The 23181-nt window shown below is 64.8% G+C and carries 16 protein-coding genes; 5 read left to right on the top strand and 11 right to left on the bottom strand.

The window, feature by feature from the left end; genetic code table 11:
- Positions 1-2: 2 nt before the first annotated feature.
- From ACMGG8_RS13445 to ACMGG8_RS13490, 10 genes are all read right to left on the bottom strand, one after another.
- Positions 3-2951, bottom strand: coding sequence for an HD domain-containing phosphohydrolase (locus ACMGG8_RS13445; protein WP_414159702.1), 2949 nt, complete (start codon positions 2949-2951; stop codon positions 3-5).
- 166 nt (positions 2952-3117) lie between these two features.
- On the bottom strand, positions 3118-4833 hold the full coding sequence (locus ACMGG8_RS13450) for a response regulator (protein ID WP_060844274.1): 1716 nt from the start codon (positions 4831-4833) through the stop codon (positions 3118-3120).
- Between the two features lie 43 nt (positions 4834-4876).
- Positions 4877-5503 carry a response regulator transcription factor gene (locus tag ACMGG8_RS13455; RefSeq protein WP_060844273.1) on the bottom strand — a complete coding sequence of 209 codons (627 nt, stop codon included), beginning with the start codon at positions 5501-5503 and terminating at the stop codon, positions 4877-4879.
- Positions 5504-5741: 238 nt separating this feature from the next.
- On the bottom strand, positions 5742-10700 hold the full coding sequence (locus ACMGG8_RS13460; protein WP_414159703.1) for a hemagglutinin repeat-containing protein: 4959 nt from the start codon (positions 10698-10700) through the stop codon (positions 5742-5744).
- A gap of 102 nt (positions 10701-10802) precedes the next feature.
- Positions 10803-12530: a ShlB/FhaC/HecB family hemolysin secretion/activation protein gene (locus tag ACMGG8_RS13465; protein ID WP_060840399.1), complete on the bottom strand. Its 1728-nt coding sequence runs from the start codon at positions 12528-12530 to the stop codon at positions 10803-10805.
- Positions 12531-13296: 766 nt separating this feature from the next.
- Positions 13297-14628 carry a deoxyguanosinetriphosphate triphosphohydrolase gene (locus tag ACMGG8_RS13470; RefSeq protein ID WP_060840397.1) on the bottom strand — a complete coding sequence of 444 codons (1332 nt, stop codon included), beginning with the start codon at positions 14626-14628 and terminating at the stop codon, positions 13297-13299.
- 222 nt (positions 14629-14850) lie between these two features.
- Complete coding sequence (locus tag ACMGG8_RS13475) at positions 14851-16014, bottom strand: EAL domain-containing protein (RefSeq protein WP_060840396.1); 1164 nt, start codon at positions 16012-16014, stop codon at positions 14851-14853.
- Between the two features lie 155 nt (positions 16015-16169).
- Positions 16170-16511: a hypothetical protein gene (locus ACMGG8_RS13480; RefSeq protein WP_060840395.1), complete on the bottom strand. Its 342-nt coding sequence runs from the start codon at positions 16509-16511 to the stop codon at positions 16170-16172.
- A complete protein-coding gene (locus ACMGG8_RS13485; protein WP_016965309.1) occupies positions 16508-16897 on the bottom strand; it encodes a phage holin family protein in 390 nt (129 codons plus the stop codon). Before ACMGG8_RS13485 ends, ACMGG8_RS13480 begins: the two co-directional genes overlap by 4 nt.
- A gap of 1 nt (position 16898) precedes the next feature.
- Positions 16899-17213, bottom strand: coding sequence for a DUF883 family protein (locus ACMGG8_RS13490; protein WP_060840393.1), 315 nt, complete (start codon positions 17211-17213; stop codon positions 16899-16901).
- 333 nt (positions 17214-17546) lie between these two features.
- On the opposite strand from ACMGG8_RS13490, the gene ACMGG8_RS13495 reads away from it, so the two are divergent.
- Positions 17547-18755, top strand: a complete 1209-nt coding sequence (locus tag ACMGG8_RS13495) for an ammonium transporter (protein WP_414159704.1) — start codon at positions 17547-17549, stop codon at positions 18753-18755.
- Positions 18756-18805: 50 nt separating this feature from the next.
- Here ACMGG8_RS13495 and ACMGG8_RS13500 read toward each other — a convergent pair whose 3' ends face one another.
- Positions 18806-20761 (bottom strand): monovalent cation:proton antiporter family protein, encoded by a 1956-nt coding sequence (locus tag ACMGG8_RS13500; protein WP_060840392.1) that lies wholly within the window; start codon positions 20759-20761, stop codon positions 18806-18808.
- 291 nt (positions 20762-21052) lie between these two features.
- Here ACMGG8_RS13500 and ACMGG8_RS13505 point away from each other — a divergent pair, with 291 nt between their 5' ends.
- The 4 genes from ACMGG8_RS13505 (at position 21053) to ACMGG8_RS13520 (ending at position 23178) form a co-directional block, all read left to right on the top strand.
- Positions 21053-21289 carry a glutaredoxin family protein gene (locus ACMGG8_RS13505; RefSeq protein ID WP_060840391.1) on the top strand — a complete coding sequence of 79 codons (237 nt, stop codon included), beginning with the start codon at positions 21053-21055 and terminating at the stop codon, positions 21287-21289.
- 111 nt (positions 21290-21400) lie between these two features.
- A complete protein-coding gene (locus tag ACMGG8_RS13510) occupies positions 21401-21847 on the top strand; it encodes a S24 family peptidase (RefSeq protein WP_414159705.1) in 447 nt (148 codons plus the stop codon).
- A gap of 40 nt (positions 21848-21887) precedes the next feature.
- Entirely contained in the window at positions 21888-22208 is a 321-nt protein-coding gene (locus ACMGG8_RS13515; protein ID WP_060840389.1) for a hypothetical protein, read from the top strand.
- 79 nt (positions 22209-22287) lie between these two features.
- Positions 22288-23178, top strand: coding sequence for a pseudouridine synthase (locus ACMGG8_RS13520; RefSeq protein ID WP_060844269.1), 891 nt, complete (start codon positions 22288-22290; stop codon positions 23176-23178).
- Positions 23179-23181 lie beyond the last annotated feature (3 nt).

Consider the following 23181-nt stretch of genomic DNA (forward strand, 5'->3'; position numbering starts at 1 on the left):
CATCAGGCGGTCAACCCTGCCTTTTTCAACAGCGCGTCCCGATCCACGGCATCGATCTGCTCCGGCACCAGGAAGCGCTCGGCGTAGCGCTGATAGATCTGCTCCTGGAGAAACAGCTCGAACAGCTCGGGATCGATGTGGGCGTCGCGGCACATCATGGCCATGATGTTCAGCGCTTCGCTGAGGGTCTTGCCCTTCTTGTAGGGGCGGTCCGCGGCGGTCAGGGCCTCGAAGATATCGGCGATGGCCATCATCCGCGCCGGCAGGCTCATCTGTTCGCGCCTGAGCTGCTTGGGGTAGCCGCTGCCGTCCATCTTCTCGTGATGGCCGCCGGCGATCTCCGCCACGTTCTGCAGGTGGCTGGGGAAGGGCAGGTGGTTGAGCATGATGATGGTCTGCACGATGTGGTGATTGATCACATAGCGCTCCTCGGCGGTCAGCGTGCCCCGGGGCACGCTCAGGTTGTACAGCTCGCCGCGGTTGTACTTGTGGGCCGGCACCTGGAGCTTGAAGCCCCAGGGATTGTCCGCGGTCATGATCTCCACCGCGCTGCGCTCGAACAGGTGTTCCGGCTTGTCCGCCAGCAGCCGCTCCTGCACCGGCAGGCTGGGCGCCGGCGTGCGTTCCTGGCGCCGCAGCTCTTCCCAGGACACCCCCAGGCGATCATCCAGGGTCCGGCTCCAGGTGCGCAGGGCGATATTCTGCAGGCGCTGCTGGTCGGCCTCGGCCATGAACTCGGCCCCCAGGTTGCAGCGCGCGACAAAGGCGAAGTCGTCGTCCAGGGCACGCAGGCGCTCGTCGCGGCTGGCGGCCTGGGCAGTGACTTCCGCCCCTTCGGCCACGGCCCGCCAGTAGTCGATCCAGGCATCGCGCTTGAGCACTTCGAAGCGGGTACGGATTTCATGGATCCGATCGTTCAGGGTTTCCAGCTTGGTGGCCTTGTCCACCACGTATTCCGGGGTCGTGACCTTGCCGCAATCGTGCAGCCAGGCTGCGATATGCAGGGCTTCCCATTCGTCGTCGGTAGGCTGGTAGGCGGCGAATCGCGGGTCGTGGCTGGCGGCCGCGGCCTCGGCCAGCATCAGGGTCAGGGCCGGCACTCGCTGGCAGTGGCCGCCGGTGTACGGGCTCTTGGCGTCGATGGCGCCGGCCAGTAGCTGGATGAAGGCGTCCAGCAGTTGCTTCTGCTTGTTCTGCAGGCGCTGGCTTTCGATGCACAGCGCGGCGGTGGCAGACACCGCCTGGATAAAGGCGATCCGATCCGGGCTGAGTTTGTCCAGGTCCGCCTCGGTGCCGCTGTCTTCCAGAAACAGCAGGAGCATGCCCACCATTTCGTGATGGCGGTTGCGCAAGCGCAGGCCCAGCAAGTGGGCGCTGGGACTGTCCAGGGCCAGCAGCACGCTTTGCAGGCTGCCGGCCTGTTCGAAGCCCAGGGTGGTGACCACGGTGTCGCTGTCGGTGAGTTGGCGCAGCCAGTCCGGCAGCCGGTGGTCGGTCAGGTCCTTGGTGGCGATATTGAAGCGAGGTAGATCCTGATGCTCGCCGTCGATGATCAGGCCATAGGGTTCCAGGCGCGCGCCCTTGCTTTCAGAGAGGTAGATCAGGCCGGCCTTGGCCTGGGCCAGCTTGACGGTTTCCGACAGCACTCGTTGCAGCAGCGGGTCGAAGCGGGTTTCCGCCGACAGGCTGGCATTGATCTCGAAAAAACTCGCCAGGGTGTCTTTCATCCGGGCCATGGACAGGCTCAGTTGATCCACTTCCAGCACCGGCGAGCGGCGTGACATCGGCGCCTTGAAGTCGAAACTGCGGATGGCGTCGGCTTCTTGCACCAGGGCGCGCAGCGGTCGCACCAGCACCCGTGAGATCAGCCAGCCCAAGGGCAGGCACAGCAGCAGGATGGTCAGGGTGATCAGCGCGCCTTGCCAGCGCAGGCGATAGGCATCGGCCAGCAGCTCATCCTCGGGCACCAGCAAGGCCAGTTGCAGGCCGCCCGGCCCGCCCTCGGCGATCCGGTTGCTGGCGGCGATCCAGCTGCGCCCCTCGGACTGCAAGTGGCCGTTTTCCGCCTGCTCTCGCAGCAGCGCGCCGAACACCGGATTCAGAGCATTGGCCTTGATCAGGCGTGCGCTGTGCTTTTCCAGGACCAGCTTGTCGCTGTCGGGATAGGCCACGACGTTGCCCCGGTCGTCGAGCAGGGCAATCTCGGTGCCGGGGGTGACCCGGTGCTTGGCCAGGGTCGAGGACAGTTGTTCCAGCGTCAGGTCGGCGCCCATCACTGCCAGGTTGCCGCTGCTCAGGGCCAGGGTGGTGCCGACGTTGTTGGTGGAATAGAAGACATAGGGCTCGGTGGTGATCTGCTCGGTTTCGCTGCGGGCGTTGGAAAACCAATCGCGGTTGCGAGGGTCGTAGCCCTCCTGCGGGTGCTCCTGGCGGCCGATCATCGAGAGCTGCGAATCGAAGAACAGTGATTGTGAGTGCATCTGTCCGGCGTTGGCGTCGCGCTCGATGCTCCAGACTTCGTAGGCACTGTTGGGCGGCGCCTGGCGCTGATTGCGGATAGCCGCGTCGCGCAGGGGCCGCACCATGAAGAAATCGCCATTGGCATACCCCAGGTACAACGAGGCCAGGTTCGGGTTGTCCTGCAGCGACTGGCTGAACGGCCTGAGCAGTGCCAGGCGTTGCTCCAGGTTGCCGCTCTGGGTCGCCGGGTCCCCGGCCAGCAGGCGCAGCAGATGGCGGATGGGTTCGTAAGTGGACTTCAGGTCGCCGCGCACATCCTGTTCGATGCGCTGGAAGAGCTTTTCGCTGCTTTGCAGGATGATGCGGGTGGTCTGTCGGTAGTTGTAGATCCCCAGGATGACCCCGGTGAGCAACATCAGCAGGGTGAACATCACGCTGATGTGGATATGAAGAGGAAAGCGACGGAGGGCAGGCGTTGGCGTGCTCGGCATTGCAATTCTCTCCGGAGGCGCATGGGGCTGGGTTCTAGGCCCAAGCATAGTTAAGGCCGGCTCTTCCTGCCTTGGCCCCGTCGGCTGCGGGTTGACGGGGCTGGCCTGCAGGGACGGGTGGCGAGGCAATACTGGCCCTTTGATATTTATCTGGCAAGCGCAGGCTTCATGGCGGATTCGTCAGCTGCGGGGCGATGCTTTTCTGCCCTGTGGCTTGCGTCTTGGAGGGCTCGGGTGGCGGGTGATCAAGGTGGCGATGCAAGGACTGGGCGAAGTGCACCAGGTCCCGGTCCAGGCGGCGGACCGCAGCGCTTATCGCCTGCTGTGCAGCCGGTTGCAGGCAAGCCTGTTCCAGAGCCTCGCACCCGGCTTGCAATGCCCCGGCCCCGACCATCAGCGCCGAGCCCTTGATCTTGTGGGCCAGGGCCACCAGCGCCCGGGGATCACTGGTCGGGATCTGCTCCAGCTGGCGCCGGTCTTCCTGGCAGCAGCGCAGCAACTCGTTGAGCATGCGCCGGGCGAACAGCGGCTTGCCACGGGTCAGGGTCCGCAAGGCGCGGATGCTGAAGCTGTCGGGCCGAGGCCGGGGCTTGAGGCTCGCCAGCCTGCGGCTCAAGTGCTCCAGGCCCAGGGGCTTGGCCAGGCAGTCGTGCATGCCGGCGTCGAGGCCGCGCTGGAGCGCTGGCGGGTCGGTGTCGGCGCTGCAGCCGATCAGGGTGGTCGCCGGTCGCTGCTCCCGTGTTTCGTGCTGGCGTATGGCCTCAGCCAGTTGGTAGCCGTCCATCGATGGCATGTTGCAGTCGAGGATCAGCAGGTCGAAGTCGCCTTGGCGCCACAACTCAAAGGCCTGGCGTCCGTCGCTGGCGCAGGTGACCCGGTGTCCGAGGTACTCCAGCTGGCCCTGCAGCAGGGTCAGGCTGGCGCGGTGATCGTCTGCCAGCAGCACATCCAGCGGCACCGCCGTGGCGGGCGGCGGCTCTGTGGCACCCGCGGCGGCTTGGGCGGTGCGGCCGCTCAGGGGGAGCCTGACCCGCGCCTCGCAGCCGGGGCCGCTGCGCCCGTGCAGGCTCAGGCTGCCGCCCATCTGCCGGCACAACTGGTGGCTGATGGGCAGGCCAAGCCCGGCGCTGTTTCGCGGCGACTGGCTGTCGGCGTCAAGCTGGGCGAAGGGCAGCAACAGCCCCTGGCGTTCCTGCTCGGGAATGCCGATACCGCTGTCTTGCACTTGCAACAGCAGCTCGTACCGATCCTGGCTTGCGGCGGGCTGCAAAGTCGCCCTGACCTGGATCGCGCCCTGCTGGGTGAACTTGATGGCGTTGCTCAACAGGTTGCCCAGCACTTGCTTGAAGCGCAGAACATCGATCAGTACCTGGGGAACGGGGCTGGGGGCGTTGAATTCCAGCTCCAGCGCCAGGTGCTTTTGCCGGGCCTGGGCGTGGAACACCCCGATCTGCCCCTCGATGCAATCGCGCAGGTCGACCCAGGTCGGGTTCAGGCGCAGGTGGCCGGACTCGATCCGGCTGATGTCCAGCAGGTCATCCAGCAGTTCCTTGAGGTCGCCGGCCGCGCCCAGCGCCAGCTCCAGCGGCGCGTGGGTTGGCGAACTGTCGCCGGTGCGGCGCAGCACCAGCTCCAGCAAGCCGATCAAGGCATTCAACGGGGTACGGAGTTCGTGGCCAAGGTGCCCGAGGAAGCGGCTCTTGTTGCGATCGGCCGCTTCGGCGCGCTGCTTGTCGGCCTCCAGGGCCGTCGCCGAGCGGGCCAGTGCCTGCAAGTGCCGGCGCTGCTGGCGCAGTTGCCGATAGAGCCGGACCTGGTTCAGCCATGAAGCCAGCAGTATCAGGCTGATGATGCCAACGGGCTGGAGCAGGGTGTCGATCATCGCTCGGCCGCTCGCCGCGACGGTGGTATCGGCAACTGGTGTCTCATATCAGTTCATTGCGCTTGGCCATGTCCACCAGTTCATTCATCGAGGTGGTGGCCAGTTTCTGCATGATGCGTTTCTTGTAAGTGCTGACGGTCTTGTGGCTGAGAAACATGCCCGTGGCAATTTCCTTATTGGTCTGGCCCATGGCGAAAAGTTGCAGAACCATCAACTCCCGATCACTCAAGGAGTTGAATTGGGCCAACTCCAAAGTTGCTCCCAGGGCGGTCCGGTCAAGGTGCAGGGCCTGGCTGGGAAAGTAGTTGTAGCCGTTGCAAATGGCTTTGACGGCACTGAGCAGTTCGCTCAGGTCTTCGCACTTGCACACATAGCCACTGGCCCCGGCGCGCATGCAGCGACTGGCAAACAGGGCCGCGGACTGGGCCGTAAGCACCAGGATGCGCATGGATGGGTGCATGTTGCTCAAGCGCTCCAGCAGCTCCAGGCCATCGAGCTTCGGGATGCAGATATCGAGGATGACCAGGCTGGGTTCGCATTCGCGGACCATTTGCAGGGCATCCACGCCGTTATCGGTTTCACCAATGATCTGATACCCCTCGTGTTCCAGCAGAATACGCACCGCCATGCGTATCACGGGATGATCGTCAATGATAAGTACTGAGCCCATGTTGGCCTCCTGCCGATAAAGGAAAGTCCGAACAGTAGCCCAGCCGCGGGAGCGGAAATAGTTGCGAAAGTGTTGAAAAAACCAATCTAAGACAGGTCTTACAACGAATAAGGGGAGGTATTACAGCCGGTTGGCTGTCACGTGAAGTTAAGGCGGAGCGCAGCGCCCCTGAACCCGGAATAAAGGCCCCGGCGCGAGTCCGTGCAGGCCGCCCCCCGCGAGGAGGGCGGCCCGGGCCTCATGGGGTTTTCTGATCGATGCCGGCTTGCAGCAGCTGGCTGTCGGTATGGCCGCCGATCCGCAGCGGACCGAGGTTGAACGCCTGGTCCTGGCGGGTGGCGTCATCCTGTTTGCGGGTCAATTCGGCCACGCTGCCGGTGGCAATGTTGACCGGTGACTTGGACAGGTTGGCGCCGACGTCCACGCGCAGTTCCGAGCCGGCCAGGTCGGTTTTGCTGACCTTGGACCCCCCCAGTTCGACGCGACCCTCGCTGGCCCCGATGCGCGCACCGGTGAGCTGGGTTTCGCCGCTGACCTTCAGGTTGACGCCCTGCTGGGTACTGATCCCCGAGGCCTGTTCCACGCGGTTCTTGCTCTCGTGGCTGACGTTCAGGTTCAAGGTCGGGGTATAGGAGGTCTGACCGCTCTTGTCGCCAAACAGCACGCCTTCAGCGGTATTGGCCACTTTGCTGCCGGTGGTGTTCTTCTCGCTGACCGAGTAGCTGTCGCTGGTTTTCGGCCAGAAGCGTTCCTTCAGGCTGGAGAAGCGATTGCCCACGGCGTCGGCCTTGTCGGCCAGGTAGTTCTTGGCCTTGTCCACGCCGTTGCCAAAGGCGCCGCGTGGCTCGGGGTTGACGTCGTAGCTGCCGCTGCGGCTGAGTTTTTCCCCCAGGCGCTCCTTGGCGTCGCTGGCCTTGGCGATCAGGTTGTCTTTCGCCGAGCCGAGTTTGTCGACGCTCTTGTCGACGGCGTTTTCCAGCTTTTCCCGGTGCTGGTCGAAGCCTTTTTCGGCCTTGGCCTTCAGGTCGTCCTTGAGCGGACCGGCCGGCTTGGCCAGCTTGTCCACCAGCCCCGGCTGGTTCTTCGCCACTTCCAGCTTGGCGTCGATATTGACCTGGGTGCTGCGCAGCCGGTCCTGGCGGCTTTCGATGTCGAGGTTGCCACCGATGGCCCCGTCGAGGCGTTGCGCGTCGATGTTGGCGCCGGCCAGGTGCACGTTGCCGGCGCTGTTGAGGGTCACCTGATCGGCCTTGATCAGGCTGTTGTGCTGAGTCGTGTTCTGGCGCTGATCGACGTCGATCTTGGCCCGGGCATTGATCCCGCGATCGACTTTCGGCGAGTCGTGCTCACCGGCATCGGCCAGGGTGGTCTTGCCCATGCTGCCACCGGCGCCCAGGGTCAGGCCCCAGTTGTTGTGGACCTGGGTGGACTGCGCCGACTCCTGGTAGATGCCGCCCTGGGCCGCATCCAGCACCACCTTGGCGGCGTCGATGCGCGTGCCCTGCAGGTGAATGGCGCTGTCGCCCTCGGCGGCGCTGGCCAGGCGTACCTGGCCCTGGCTGTAGAGCTGGGCGCCGCGCTGGCTCTGATCGTTTTCATTGACCCGGCCGATGTTGAAGTTGGCACTGAGGTTGACGCTCTTGCCGCTGCTTTGCTCGCTGCTGGTCTTGCTGCCACCGGCCGTGAGGCCGCCACCGAGGTTGCTGCCCTGGCTGTGGTGGGTGTCCACCGCGGCTTGCAGGTCGAGCTTGCCGCCGGCGTCCAGGGTGATATCGCCGGCCGGACGCGCGGCGTTGCCGATCTGCGTGCCTTGCAGCGTCAGGTCGCTTGCACTCTTGAGGTTGACCGGTCCCTGGCCCTGGATGCTGGCGACCCGTGCCTGGCTGTCCTGCTGTTCGAGGCCCTTGTGATCCAGTTGCAAGCCGGCGCCGACATTGAGGTTGGTGCCGCTGCTACCTGGAGTGGTGCCCAGGGTCAGGGAGGCATCGCCACGCAGGCTGGAGTTGCTGCTGCTCTGGCGATCATTGGCCTGATTGAGTGCCAGCTTGCCGTCGGTCTTGATGTTGACGCCGCCCTGGCCGCCATTGAACTGGCTGCCTTCGAAGCGGGCATCGCCACCGACCTTGATGTCCACGCCCTGGCTGCCTGCGTAGCTGCCGACCTGGGCCTTCTCGGAGCTGCTGGTGACGTTGCTGCTGCCACCGGCACCGCTGCCACGGATGTTCAAGTCTTCACCGGTGTTGGTGTAGACCCGCACGCCAACCTTGGCGTCCACGGCCTGTTCGCTGCTGCTGTGGGTATCGCTGGCGGCACTGGCCAGCAGGCTGCCGGCGTCGATCTTCAGCGCGCCGTCGGTGGCGCGGTACTGGGTGCCCTGGTCCTTGAGTTGGCCGTCGGCCTTGACCGTGACCTGGGCGCCGCTCAATTGGCTGACCACGGCGGTGCTGGCGCTTTCGTTGCGCTGGCGGTTCTGGTGGCTGACGTCCACATCGAGCCCGACATTGGGCTGTTCCAGGGCATCGAGTACCCCAGGCTGATGGAACTTGCGCTGGGCCACGCCCTGGATGGCTTTTTCGATGGGGCGGGTGACGCCCTTGTATTCGACGTTGGCGCCGACATCCACCGCCCAGTTGTTCTCCTTGTGGCTGCTGCTTTCGCGGTTGTGCGCGGCCTGGTTGTCGATTTCGGCTGCATTGACCTGCAATGCACCGCCAGCCTTGACCTGGGCGCCTTCGGTGGTGAGGCGGTTGCCGGCATTGATGGTCAGGTTGCCGCTGGCAGCGATGTTGCTGGTCTGGGCAGTGCTCTTGCTGCTGCTGTCCTGGGTGCTGGTGTGGGCCACTTCCAGGCCATTGCCGGCGCGGTCCAGGCCGCCGGTGTAGTAGAAGCCGCCACCGGTGGTGGTGCTGTCGCTGTGCTTGTCGGTGGTGTTGTCCGTGGCCAGCAACTGCACATTCTTGCCGCTCAGGCTGGCATCGCCGGCCGTGGCCGCAAGGTCGCTGCCTTGTACCTTGAGGTCCTCGCCGGCAGTGACCGCCAGGGTGCCGCCAGTGAGGCTGGAGGCCTGTTGCCGGGTGCTGTCGCTGCTGTCGTTGCGCTGCTCATCCTGGTAGCGCACCCCGGCCCGGTACTGGCCGGTGCCCGGAGCGTTTTCCTTGGCGTAGGCGTCGAAGCCGCGCTTCTGGGTGCTGCTGCTGTCGTGCCGGGTGTCTTCGGCTGCGACGACCTTGACCGTGCCCTTGGCGCTGGCGTCCAGGGCTCCCGCAGCGGCGACCTGGGAGCCGCTGATGGTCAGGTCCTCGGCACTTTGCAACTTCAGGTTGCTGTCCGAGCGCACCTGGCTGCCGACGGTGGTGCTGCCTTGGCTCTGCTGACGGCTCTCGTCCTTGGTGATGCCGAAGAACTTGCTGTCCTTGCTGTGGCTGTTGCGATGGGAGGTGTCCTGCACGCCGTCGATGGTCAGCGAGCCTTTGTTACTGATGACGCTGGCCTGGGTGGCGCCCCGGGCCTGGCTGCCGCTGATGCGCACGCTGTCGGCACGCACGATCAGCTTGCCGTCGGCGTTGACCTTGCTGCCCTGGTTCTCGGTCTTGCCCTGGTCGCCGTCGGCGTTCTTGCCGAAGAAACCACCGCCCACCAGGTCGCCGGAGTAATGCTGGTTGCTCTGGCTCTGCTGGCGGCTGGCGCTGGTGATGTCGACGTCCTTGGCGGCCAGCTGGATGTCGCCCTTGCTGTGCAGCTCGGCCCCTTCAAGGCGCAGCTTCTGCTGGCTGTCGAGTTGCAGTTGCTGGCCGCTCTTGAGCTGGCTGGTGACGCTGCGCTGCTGGCTGCTGGCGTTGTCCCAGTTTTCCTTCCACAGGTGCTTGCGGTGCTGGCCCTGGTCGCGCTGGGTGTGGGTTTCGGTGGCGGCGGTCAGTTGCAGGTCGCCGCCACTCTGGGCGTTGAGGTTGTGGCCAGCCTCGACGCTGCTGCCCTGGATCCGGGTATTGGCGCCGGATTTCAGCTCCGCGTCATGCTGGGCCAGCACCTTGTTACCGTGCTGGCGTGTTTCGCTATCGGTCTGGGTAGCGTCGTAGGTCTCCCAGGTGATGCCGATGGTGCTCTTGTCCCACTGTTGGCGTTTTTCCTGGAGCTTGCGGCTTTCGATGCTGCTCAGGGTCAGGTTGCGCCCGGCATCGAGCTTGACGTTGCGGCCGCTGACGTCGGTGGCGGCCAGGGTCAGGTCCTTGGCGCCGTGCAGTTCGATATCGCCCTGGCTGCGCACCCCGGCGCGAACCGCGTCGAGGCTGTTGTCCACGGCCTGGCCGCGGATGTCCAGGTCACCGGCGGAAGTCAGTTTGACCCCGTCGCGGCCGTCCACCTGGACGGCGCCGACGCGCACCCCGGCGCCTTCAGCGGTGCTGACGATATTGATCCGCCCGGCCTGCATGGCGCCGAACAGGCTGGCATCGATGCGCTGGTCCTGGGTGTGGCTGGTCGGGTCGACCTTCAGCACCTTGCCGCTGGGGTAGTCGAGCTGATTGCGGCCCACGGTCACGTTCAACTGGTCCCGGGCGGCGAGGCTGCCTTTGCTGTCGATGCGTGGGGCGATCAGGTTGATCGAGCCCTCGGCGTTGCGCAGGCCGCCGCCGTGGATATCCAGCTGGCCCCGGGCGTCCTGGGTGTTGAGCCCCTGCAGCTTGCCGTCCTGGAGTTCCGGGCGACCCACCACCAGGTTGGCGTTGGGGGTGTTGATGAAGCTGCCGCCATTGACCGAGATGCCGTTGGGGTTGGCCAGCACGAAGTCGGCGGCGCGGCCGAAGATTTCCTGGGCGCCATTGAGTTGCGAGGCGTTGCGGCTGATCACCTCGTTGAGGATCACGCTGGCCGCCTGGCCGTGGAGTTGCTGGTTGGCCGCCAGTTGCCCGGCCAGTTGCGACTGCCCGGCTTGCAGGGCGTTGTTCAGCACCACCCCCTGTTGCCCGACGTTGTAGTCCAGGAACTGGTTGTGGGACAGGCCGCCGGCATTGGGCGCGACGATGTTGACGATGGGCACGCCGCCCTGGTTCTGCAGTTGCGGGGTGCCGCCGGGGCCCTCGACCACGGTGATCCCGCCGGCCAGGGCCAGGGGCAGATGGGATACCAGCAGCAGGCCGGCGATGGTCCAGCGCAATCTGCCCTGGGGCGAAAGGTTGAAGCGGTGAGTGTTGTCAGGCATGAGAACCTCGTTCTGAGTAAGTGAGCCGGGCGTTGCCTTCTAGAGGGGCGACGGCGCGTTGTGCTCAGGTTCGTCGGGTATTTCAGGCTAATCGGCGGTTGATCAAATCTGCAGGCTGAACCTGGCCAGCCAGACTTCCGGTTCCGTTCGGAAACCTTGTGGGGTGTTGAGGCTGTGCTGGTAATCCAGGTCGACCTGAAGGTTTTTCCAGGCCAGGTTGAGGCCCAGGCTGGCCGCGCTCAGGTGCCGACTCTGGGCACCGTGTTCGGCCTTGATCCAACCGTTGTCCAGGCCCAGGCGCGGGGTGATCTTGAGCGGCAGGTCGCTGTTGAGCGGCAGGCGCAGGGTGTTGCGCCACACCGCGCCGATGGCGCCGGAGGCACTGTTGAGGCGGTAGCCGCGCACCGCCGAATCGTCGGTGCCCAGCAGTTGTTCGATGGCCGGCAGCGGGTCCGGGCTGTACTGCGCCGAGAGCTGGCTCTGCCACTGCCAGCGCTGCTCGCCCAGCTGGCCGTTGCGCCACTGGCTGAGGCCGGCGCGGTACTTGCGAAACTGTGCCTGGGGCAGGTTGCGCTGCACCTGTTGCGAGTCGCGGTCGGCGCCGAACCAGGTCAGGCCCTGGGCGTAATTGACATCCAGGTTCCACACCGCGCTGTCGAGCCAGAACAGGTTGAGCCCGGCCTCGGCCACGGTCAGGGTCGGGCTCTGGATCTGCAGGTGGGCTTTTTGCAGGTAGCTGTCCACGTCCTTGTAGGCCAGTTGCAGGTTGGCGCTGAGCTGGTGGCTCTGATCGCGCCACAGCACCCGGTCGGCGCGGCCGCTGACCATGTCGGTGCGGCCGCTGTTGTACAGGGTGGTGCGGGCCAGCTTCAGCGGGGCGCGGTATTCGGCGTGGCTGGCGAACAGGCTGTAGGTCCAGTAACCGTAGGGCACCGAGTAGAACAGGCTGCTGCTGCGGCTGTAGCGCGGGCCGTGGTTGAGGGTGTCGCTGTAGTTCAGGTTCAGCGCGTCGTTGATCTGCAACGGGCTGTCGAGGTTGAGGTTGATCGACTGGCGGTCACGCCCGGTGCCGGCGCTGCCGAGGTTATCCACACCCAGGCCGAGGCCCCAGCGCGCGGCGCTGCTGCGCGAACGCAGGATGATCCGCGAGGCGCCGGGCTGGCTGCCGGGAGCGATGTCGGCAGTCAGGTCCAGGGAGCGCAGGCGGTTCAACTGGTCCAGGCCCTGTTCCAGGTCCCGCAGGTTCAGCGGCTTGCCGAGCATGCCGGGGAAGGCCCCGCCCAGGGACACCGGCAGGCTCTGGTCGGCCAGTTCGATGGCTTCGACGTAGCCTTCCTCCACCAGGATATCCAGGCTGTGCCCGGCGGCCGGGGTGCTGGCCAGGTACGGGCGGCTGGCAATGTAGCCGGCCTCGACATAGAGGCGAGTGATGGCCGCCAGCAACTGGTTGATCTGATTGACCCCCATGCACGGCGCTACGTACGGCTTGATGGCGTCGTTGAGCCGGGTTTTGCCGAACAGGCTGACACCGCCGATGCGGGTGCCGCTCAGGGGCCAGCAGCGCTCGTCGCTGGCGGGCTGCCGGGGCAGGTCGGGGTTGGCCGGGGTGCTGCTGAAGCTGCCGCGCTGCATCTGCCGCTGGCGCTGTTCCAATTGCAGTTGTTGCAGGTCGCGTTGCTGTTGCTGCTGCAGGCGCAGGGCTTCCTGGCCCGGTTGCACGTCGGCCAGGGCCAGGGCCGGGGTCAGGCAGATCAGGCCCAGCAACAATCCCAGGCAGCCGTTGCCCATAGGGGCGAAAAGGGAGCGGTCAGTGCGTGATGAATAGGGCACTTGGCATCCTTACTGTAAAAAGACCAAGTGACGAACAACAGAAAAGCCGATCGTTGAGGCTCAACTAGTGACGTCGCTTTAAGTTCTGCACTGTGAATATGAGGTGCCGTCGATCGCTATATCGACGACCTATCTTCAAGTGCTCGCGAGTGACAATTCCTGAGTGAGAGCCGGGTGCTTCAATCTAAAATCAGGTATGACAAAAGGGTTGAGTGAGTTGCAGTGCAAACGTTACAGCGTGGTGTGAAACTAATTTTTCCGGGGGCGGTCAGCGGGGAAATATCTTGTTGAAATCGAGACTATCCGAAACTAAAAACTCGATTTGTACGTAAATTGTAAATGCATAGAAGGCTAACAAAAAAATCCTGGCGGCCTTGATTGGCAAGGGGTTCAGGCAATTGCTGAGAATCTGCAAAGGTAGGATGTTTGGTTGAATCAAGAACAGGTGTTGGAATGTGTGAAAGCAGCGCAATATCTGCGCGCCGCACACCGAGTGTTTACGGCTAGTTGCTCTTTCTACCTGAGTAGTTGCTCTAGTCTTGTTGTTCGTTAATTGAAGTCATGTTGCTCGGGGAATGCCTTAGAGTCGGACTCTTGAATGACATGCCCGTAATGCCGAGTGTTTTTCCCCCTGTATTGGCGCATATCCGGAGTTTGTCGGCCGCTGTTGCGCCGGCCGGGCTAGGGGAATCCCTTAGTTGTCGATTGAATGTTGCCGGTCATATCAAGTGCCTGGCGCGGCCGCCAGGCACTTGATGTGCGAGGGTCATTGCGGACTTGAGCGTCCGGTCATTTCCCGGGCCATTTCACTGGCGTAGCTGTCGGTCATGCCGGCGATGAAATCGATCATGCGCAGGAACGAGGTGTGCAGCGGCCAGTTCGGATCCGGCGCGTTGTTGCCCAGCAGATCGAGGATCCGCCGGTTCTTGAACGACGGCGTCTTGCCGCCGTGCTGCTCCAGTGCCGCGCCGCAGAACGAGTTCAGCAGGATCTCCAGGGTGGTGTAGGCGCCGATCTCGTGCAGGGTCTTGCGCTTGTCCTGGAAGATCTTGCGCCGTGCCACGTCCTTGGCATTGAGCACGCAACGCTTGGCCGGGCCATGCATGTGCTCCACCAGATCGCCGTGCAGGGTGCCGGCCAGCAGGGCGTCCTGCTGTTCGACAAAGGCCCGGGCGGCGGCGTTGGTCAGGTGCTCGATGGCCTTGCCCCGCAGGATCGCCAGGCGCCGCCGGCGCGAATCCCCCGGGCCCAGCTGGCGATAGGTTTCCGGCAGGTCGTCGCCCACCAGTCCCAACAGCAGGGACTCGACTTCGGCGTACTCCAAGAGGTCCATCTCCAGCCCGTCTTCCAGGTCGATCAGGGCGTAGCAGATGTCGTCCGCGGCTTCCATCAGGTACACCAGCGGATGCCGGGCCCAGCGCTGGTCTTCCAGTTGTGGCAGGCCGAGCTTGTGGGCGATCTGCTCCAGCAGCGGCAATTCGCTCTGGTAGCAGCCGAACTTGTGCTTCTTGTAGCCCAGGGAGTCGGCATGGCGCGCGGTCCAGGGGTACTTGAGGTAGGTGCCAAGGGTGGCGTAGGTGAGCCGGGTGCCGCCGTCGAACTGGTGATATTCGAGCTGGGTGAGGACCCGGAAACCCTGGGCATTGCCTTCGAAATTGAGGAAGTCCTGGCGTTCGGCCTCGCTCATCGCGTCCAGCCAGCCACGCCCGGCGGCCTGCTGGAACCAGTGGCGGATGGCGTCTTCGCCGGAATGGCCGAAGGGCGGGTTGCCGATGTCATGGGCCAGGCAGGCCGACTGCACGATCATCCCCAGGTCGCTGGGTTCGCACCAGTCGGGCAGGGCGTCGCGCAGCGTCTCGCCGACGCGCATGCCCAGGGAGCGACCGACGCAGCTGACTTCCAGGGAGTGGGTCAGGCGGGTGTGGATATGGTCGTTGCTGGACACCGGGTGCACCTGGGTCTTGCGTCCCAGGCGGCGGAATGCGCCGGAGAAGATGATGCGGTCATGGTCTTTATGGAAAGGGCTACGGCCGAGTTCTTCCGGGCTGTGCACTGGCTTTCCGAGGCGTTCGCGGTTGAGCAGGGTCTGCCAATCCAAGGCGGGGTCTCTCCGAAAAAAAACTGAAGGGCAGAGCTTCCGGGTTCCCGGGCGCCGCCGCAAGAGGCGCATGGCCTGCGCTCATGTATCAACCTGGCCGACGCTTTCGCTGGCAAGCCAGCTCCTACACGAAAATGGTCTGGCCTGCGCCCCCAGCTGTAGGAGCCGGCTTGCCGGCGAAAGGGCCCGCAGCCCGTGCACCCATCGTGTCGCTGCGCGGGGCTACAAGCCGGCGGCGTCGATGTCGATCAGCAGCAGGCGCTGGCCGTTGTCGAAGAACTGGCCGGCGGTCAGGCAGTACTGGTTGCTGGTGGCGTCGCGGTAGGTGCTGGACAGGGTCAGGCGCCGTTCCTCCCAGCCTTCGGCCAGCAGGTGATAGAAGTACGGCCGCCAGGACCAGTTGTGGCCGACGTAGCTGCTGTCGGCCTGCCAATGGTTGTGGCGCCATTCCAGGTTCGGGGTCAGTTGGGTGCCGTGGCGATCGCACTGGTAGAAGCGCAGCAGCCAGGGAAAGGCCGTGACCTCGGGCAACTGGCTGATGGGTGCCTGGGCTTGGGCCCAGGCCTGCAGCAGGTGCATCAGTTCCGCCAGTTGCAGGCGCATGTGCATCAGGCGATTGCGTTCAGCCAGCTTGTGCCGCACATAGCGCTCGCGCAGGCGGGCGAAGGGCTGGACGAAGGCATCACTGGCGAACAGCTGTTCCTGGGCCCGGGCAAACAGAAAACCCTGGACATAGCGCGAGCCGCACTCCAGGGCGAAATCCAGCTCGGCCTCGGTTTCCACCCCTTCGGCGATGATCCAGCAGCCGGTCTTTTCCGCCATCAGGGCCAGGGCCTTGACCACGTCGCTGCTGGGGCCGCCGCGGGCGGCGGCCTGGAACAGGCGCATGTCGAGCTTGAGGATGTCCGGTTGCAGGGCCAGCACCCGGTCCAGTTGCGAGTAGCCAGCGCCGAAGTCGTCGATGGCGATCCGCGCCCCGGCCTGGCGGTAGCGCGCCACCACTTCGCTCAGACGCTGGCTGTTGCCCCCCAGCTCGGTGATTTCGAAGACGATGCGCCGTGGGTCGACGGCGTTGTGCTGGATCTGCCTAAGGCTCGGCAGGGCCTGCCCGGGCCTGAGCCGGCTGATCCAGCGCGGGGAGATGTTCAGGCTCAGGAACCAGTCCGCCGGGGCCTCGTGCAGGCGCCGCAGGGCGTCGTCGCGGACCTGGCGGTCAAGGCGCCGCAAAGCGCTGGAAGGGGTACGCGGATCGGCGAACAGCGGTCCCACCGACGTCAGCTGGCCATTGCTCTGGCGCAGGCGGCCCAGGGCCTCGACCCCGGCGATCCGCCCGGTGGCGGTATCGATGAACGGCTGGAAGCAGGCGAGCGGTTGCCCGTCGATCACAGAGCCTCCTTATAAGATTCTTGTGGTTAGGAAGTCTTGGCTGCCGGGTGCACAGGCAGGAGTCGGCCCCTTGGTTAAGGGGCCGATCGGGGTTGCATAGCAAGAATGCAGCCAGATGTGGAACCGCCAGTGACAGGTCGGTTGCGCAGGGGCGATCAGGGCTTGCGCGAAGTGCCTTGCAGCGCCAGCCGGATCAGCGGCAGCAGGCTGGTGCCCAGACGAACCAGGCGCGTGAGGCCGCCGGTGCCGCCGCTCTTGGCACCCTTGCCGGTGAGGAACCCCAGCAGGGTCACTACCGCCACGCCCCAGAGTGGTGCGTGCTTGATGCCAAAGCCTTCCTGCCAGCTTTGTCCCAGGCCACGCACCCGTTGCAGGGGTTGCAGCAGTTGCTGGGACTCGTGGCGGATTTCCTGGCGGTGCATTTCCATGCGCAGGCGAATCAGTACCTTGCGCATCTCCCGGCGTGAGGTGTTCTGCGGAATGTCGGGCAAGTTCATGGCAGCAGGCGCTCCCGATCGTTGGCCAGCTCTTCGAGCGTGGCGTGGAAGGGCGAGGATTCATCGAAGATCGCCGCTTTCAGGCGCAGGCCGCAGAACAGCGCCGCCAGGGCATAGAACACGCACAGACCGATGATGCCGGCCAGGCGATAGCTGTCCCACAACAGGATCAGCACCAGCGCCGACAGCCCCACCAGCAACAGCAGGGCGAACACCAGGGCCAGCCCGGCGAACAGCAGCAGGCTGACGGTGCGGGCCTTCTGCTCCTGCAACTCGATGCCGAACAGTTCTACGTGGCTGTGCAGCAGGCCCAGAACCGCGGCTCCCAGACGCCGGGAGGACGCGCTTGGACCGCTGCCGGACGAAGTGGATTCGCCGATAGCCATATCAGCGCCGCGTCGCCAGCAGGCCGATCAGAAAGCCCACGCCGGCGGCGATCCCGACCGACTGCCAAGGGTTGCTCTGCACGTAGTCCTCGGCGGCGGTGACGGCGGCCTGGCCGCGCTGGCGCAGGGATTCCTCGGTCAGTTGCAGGGTTTCCCGGGCCTTGAGCAGGCTTTCGTGGATCTGTTCGCGCAGTTCGTCAGCCTGGTCGCCAGCCAGGGTCGCGGTGTGTTCCAGCAGACGCTCCGTGTCACTGACCAGTGCCTGAAAATCCGCCATCAGTACTTCTTGAGCCGTCTTCGCCGTTTTGCTGGCCATGGTTGTTTCTCCGTTGATTGCGTGTGTGAGCTATGAGTGTGAGCCCTGAGTGAAGGTTCACTGTAATTGCCTGGTACAGCTTTTGCTTTGTCCTGGTGCGCAAGACGTCGGGCTTGCGCCGAAAACGAGCGAGGGTGGCGCGCTAGCCCGCGTAAACCCTGGCCGAAAAATCACAACCTCAAGGTCAATCTGCTTTCCGTGGTCTTGCGTCCGCTGCCTGGCGCGCCAAAACGGTTCACCGACAGCGCGGATCGCGCACCCGGGGAGCCAACTTGGTGCAAGGTCGGCTGCAGGGTGCGGGAGATGATGGCCGATTTCGGATCTGCCTACTCCATGGAAAATCTGCAAAGCGCTGTGGACACCCTGGTCCACGGTTCCAACACCCTGTTCATCCTGATCGGGGCGGTCATGGTCCTGGCCATGCACGCCGGTTTTGCCTTCCTTGAGGTGGGCACCGTGCGCCTGAAAAATCAGGTCAATGCGCTGTCGAAGATCCTCAGTGACTTCGCCGTCTCGACCCTGGCCTATTTCTTTATAGGCTATTGGATCTCCTACGGCGTGAGCTTCCTGCAACCGGCCGCGGTCATCAGCGCCGATCACGGCTATGGCCTGGTGAAGTTCTTCTTTCTGCTGACCTTCGCCGCGGCGATCCCGGCGATTATCTCCGGCGGCATCTCCGAGCGCGCGCGTTTTGTGCCGCAATTGTGCGCCACGGTGCTGATCGTGGCCTTCGTCTACCCGTTTTTCGAGGGCCTGGTGTGGAACGGCAATTTTGGCGTGCAAGCCTGGTTGCAACAGCGCTTTGGCGCCGGGTTCCATGATTTCGCCGGGTCGGTGGTGGTGCACGCCATGGGCGGCTGGCTGGCGCTGGCGGCGGTGCTGTTGCTGGGGCCGCGCAACGGACGCTATCGCGACGGCAAGCTGGTGGCGTTCGCGCCGTCGAGCATTCCGTTCCTGGCCTTGGGGTCGTGGATCCTGATTGTCGGCTGGTTCGGCTTCAACGTGATGAGCGCCCAGACCTTGCAAGGGGTCAGCGGCCTGGTGGCGGTGAACTCGCTGATGGCCATGGTCGGCGGCACCGTGGCGGCATTGATCGTCGGGCGCAATGACCCGGGCTTTCTGCACAACGGGCCACTGGCCGGGCTGGTGGCGATCTGCGCCGGTTCTGACCTGATGCACCCGGTAGGGGCCCTGGTGACCGGGGCGATTGCCGGGGCCTTGTTCGTCTGGTGCTTCATCGCCGCCCAGAGCCGCTGGAAGATCGACGACGTGCTCGGGGTCTGGCCGTTGCATGGCCTGTGTGGCGCGTGGGGCGGGATTGCCTGCGGGATCTTCGGCCAGAGCGCGTTGGGCGGCTTGGGCGGGGTCAGCCTGGCCAGTCAGGTGTTCGGCACCGGCCTCGGGGTGCTGGTGGCGCTGCTGGGCGGTTTTGCCGTGTATGGCCTGATCAAGGCCGCCTGCGGGCTGCGCCTGACCCAGGAGCAGGAGTACTACGGCGCCGACCTGTCGCTGCACAAGATCGGTGCGGTGAGTCAGGACTGAGGCACTCGCGGCCCTGGCGGCGTCACGCCCAGGGCCATTGCAGGGCGGCCTCAACCGCCCTGCAAGCGGGCTTCGCAGGCCTCGATCGCGGCCTGGGAGCCGGACACCAGCACCCGGTCGCCGGCCTGCAGGCGCGGTGCCGGGTTCAGCGGCAGGTCGTTGCCGTTGCGTTGCACGCCTTGCACATCCACCCCCAGGGCTTCCAGGCCGAGCTCTTGCAGCAGCCGGTTGCAGGCGTGGGCGTCGGCGTCCAGGTTCACCGCGTGCATCTGCACCGCCGGCGGTTCGTGATTGTCCTGGGTCGTGCTTTGCGCGCCGTGGTAGAAACCGTGCAGCAGGCGATAGCGGCTATGGCGCACTTCGTCCACGCTGCGTTGCACCCGCTGCTCCGGCAGGCCGAGCATGATCAGTGCGTGGGAGGCCAACATCAGGCTCGACTCCAGCAATTCGGGCACCACTTCGTTGGCACCGGCGGCCTTGAGTTCGGCCAACTGGCTGTCGTCCCGGGTCCGCACCAGGATCGGCACATTGCGGTCCAGGCGCCGCGCGGCCTTGAGTACCGCCAGGGCAATGTCGGTCTTGTCCACGGCAATCACCAGCAGGCGGGCCCGCTCCAGGCCCACCGCGGCCAGCAGGTCACCACGGCGGCAATCGCCGTAGTGCACGCAGCTCTCCGCCGCCGAGGCTTCCTGGACCCGCACCGGATCATCGTCCAGGGCGATGAAACGCAGGTGCTCGTGCCGCAGGAAACGCCCGATGGACTGGCCGACCCGGCCATAGCCGCAGATCACGACATGGCCCTGCAGCTCGGCGTTCTGCGCGCTGATCTCCTCCAGCTGGGCGGCCTGGTTGGGCTTGCGGTGCAGGCGCGCGGTGATCACCGGCGCGGCCCGCAGCAACAGTGGGGTCAGCAGCATGGAGCTGAAGGTGGCGGCCAGCAGCAGGCTGCTCAAGTGGGACGGGATCATCTGGGTCAGTTGCATCTGCGCCATCAGGGCGAAGCAGAATTCGCCGCCCTGGGCCAGGGCCAGGCCGCTGCGCCAGGCCGTCTCGCCGTCGCTGCCGCGCAGCTTGAGCAGGATCGCCACCACGCTGCCCTTGATCAGCAGCAGGGCCAGGGTCAGGCCGAGGATCAGCAGGCTGTGATCGATGAACAGTTGCAGGTCGATGAGCATGCCGATGCTGACGAAGAACAGTCCGAGCAGAATGTCGCGGAACGGGCGGATATCGGCTTCGATCTGGTGCCGGTAATGGCTTTCTCCCAGGAGCATGCCGGCGAGGAAGGCGCCCAGGGCCGGCGACAGGCCGAGCAGGTGGGTGAGCCAGGCGGTCAGCAGCACGATCACCAGGGCCAGTAGCACGAAGAGCTCGGCGGAGTGGGAGGCGGCGACTTCATGGAACAGCCGCGGCAGCAGCCAGCGGCTGGCCAGCAGCAGGCCGAAGAACAGCACCAGGGTCTTGCCCAGCGTCGCCGGCAGGGCCCAGTACCAGGCGTGCTCGCTGTTGCCGGCGAAGACCGGCACCAGGGTCAGCAACAGCACCGCCACCACGTCCTGGAACAGCAGCACGCCGATGGCGTTCTGCCCGTGGCTGCTGAAGATCTCGCCGAGGCTGGTCAGCTCCTTGCTGACAATCGCGGTGGAGGACAGGGCCAGCCCGGTGCCGAGCATCAGCGCCGCGCTCAGGGGCATGCCGAACAAGGCCAGTACTCCCCCCAGGATCAGCCCGGTGCACAGCACTTGCAGGCTGCCCAGGCCAAACACCACATGGCGCAGGGCGAGCATCTTCGACAGGGAGAATTCCAGGCCCAGGGAGAACAGCAGGAACACCACGCCCAGTTCGGCCAGGTCCGGCAATTCTTCACTGTCGTTGACCCAGTCCAGAGCGGTGGGCCCGACCATCAGGCCGACGGACAGGTAGCCTAGAACCGGCGGCAGGCTCAGGCGCCGGAACAGCGCGATGACCACCAGTGACGAGGCGAGAATGATCAGCAGATTGGCAAACAACGGGCATCTCCGGACAAGGGGGCGGGCAGGGCAAAGCCTAGAGGCAAAAAAGCGGCGAGGATCGCCTGGACGGCAAAAAAACACCCTGACTCACGTCATTCTTTGTCGAGAATGCTTCATATTCATGAGCCTCAGAATCTGCCTGTCCGGGGGCTGTCCGCCTGCCGCAGCATTCTCGGAGCAGAGCCACGCAGGGGCACGGATCCCGGGTCAGCCAGGACCAGGAGCGGGTCGACGGCTTGCCTGCTCGCGCCTAAAATAGGCACCTGTTCTTCACACGGTTGCCCTGTCATGCCCCCTGAATGCCAATTGTTCGGCACCCTTGGTTGCCATTTGTGCGAACTGGCCGAGGCCGAGTTGATGCCGCTGGTGGAGCACGGCCTGATGGTCGAGCTGGTGGATATCGCCGAGAGTCAGGAGCTGTTCGAAACCTATGGCCTGCGCATTCCGGTGTTGCGCCGCGTGGACAATGGCGGCGAGCTGGGCTGGCCCTTCGATGCCGAACAGGTGGTGGCGTTCCTGCGCTGACCCCCGGGTAGCCGGGGCGCGACTTCCGCCTGTCGCCCGTCCCCGGAATTCATTGGCGAGATCCGTCGATTCGGTTACTGTATGCATATACAGTTGTCGAGGAGTCTCGCCATGTCTCTCACTTTCCTGACCGGTTCCGAACGCTCACAGCCGTTGCCAGCCCGTTTCCTGGAGCAGGGTGACGGTGACTGTGCCTCCCTGGCCAGTGAGCCCATCGGCAACGGTTTTTCCCTTGACCGGACCCTGGGGCTGGGGGCTCCGCAGATCCACGGCCTGCTGGTGGATGACGACAACCTGCTGGGGTTCGGCATCTACCCCGGAGACCGGTTGATCGTCGATCGCTCGGCCACTCCGGTGGTGGATCAGTACCTGGTGGTAAGGCCCCGGGGCACGGCTGAATACTCCCTGCGCCTGCTGGCGCCCGATCCTCGGGGCGGCCTGTTGCTCAAGGCGGCGCGGCCTTCAATTCCCTCCATGGCGCTGGATGACCCGGACTCGATCGAGATCTGGGGCGTGGTGCTGTGGGTGGTCAGTTATGTGGGGCGCAAGCAGCCCTGATGGATGTGGCGCACGCTTCGAATCGTTAAAGGAATACATGATGGTCAATGTCGAACAACTGAAAAACAGCGTGAACGGCATGTCTGCCGATGTGGTTCGGGAGGCGGTGCTGGAGCTGCGCCTGGACGGACTGGTCACCGAAGGCAAGACGCCCTTCAACAAGTTGCATTTCAATACCTGCTTTGCCGAGATCGAGGCCCTGTTCCAGCGTGCCGGTTACCATCGGCAACTGGATGTGGTGGGTTACCAGGGGCTGCTGTACGCCCTCTATGATCCAGGCCGCTGGGAGGCGGTGGATGTATTGCGCTGGCTCAAGGAGTTCACCGAGGCTGCCGCGCAGGCCCGGCATTCGTGCGCTTGAGGTCGGGCAAACTGATCCTAGGTTTCCCGGGGGCTGCTGTTGGATAATGCCGCCTCGCATTGAACCCTCGAGCTTTGTCATGTCCTCCGCGAGTTTTTCTGCTGCACAGCATCAAGCCAGCACCTTGTACCTGCCCCCCGGCTCCTGGCCGACGGTGCTGGACTGCCTGTGCGATCACTTCAAGGCCATCAGCCGCGAGCAATGGCTGGATCGCATCGCCCGTGGTCGGGTGCTGGACGGGCAGGGCCAGCCCATCAGTGTGGACCTGGCCTATCGCGAAGGCCTGCGGATTCATTATTTCCGCGAGGTGCCGGACGAGAAGGTGATCCCGGTGCAGGAGACCATCCTCTACGCCGACGAGCATCTGGTGGTGGCGGACAAACCGCATTTCCTCCCGGTCACCCCGGCGGGCGAGTATGTCGAGCAGACCTTGCTGCGCCGTCTGATCCGGCGCCTGGACAACCCGCACCTGGTGCCCTTGCACCGCATCGACCGGCACACCGCCGGGCTGGTGCTGTTTTCCGCCGATCCGGGCAGTCGTTCGGCCTATCAGGCGCTGTTCCCCACCCGGCGGATCGAGAAACGCTACGAGGCCATTGCCGGCGCCTTGCCGCACCTGAGCTTTCCCCTGGTGCACAAGAGCCGCCTGGTGGACGGCGAGCCCTTTTTCCGCATGCAGGAAGGCGCGGGCGCAAGCAACACCGAAACCGCCATTGAGGTCAGGGAAAAGCACGGCGACCTGTGGCGTTACGCGCTGTACCCGGTGACCGGCAAGAAGCACCAGTTGCGCGTGCACATGAGCGCGCTGGGGGCGGCGATTTGCAACGACCCGTTCTACCCCGAGGTGCTCAAGGATGCCGAGGACGATCATGCCAGGCCGCTGAAGCTGCTGGCCCAGGGGCTGCGTTTCATCGATCCGCTGACTGGACAGGAACGCGAGTTCGAGAGCCGCATCCGCCTGCAGTGGTGAAAA

This window comes from Pseudomonas sp. BNK-45 (assembly GCF_047456255.1).
In the GTDB taxonomy this organism is placed as follows: domain Bacteria; phylum Pseudomonadota; class Gammaproteobacteria; order Pseudomonadales; family Pseudomonadaceae; genus Aquipseudomonas.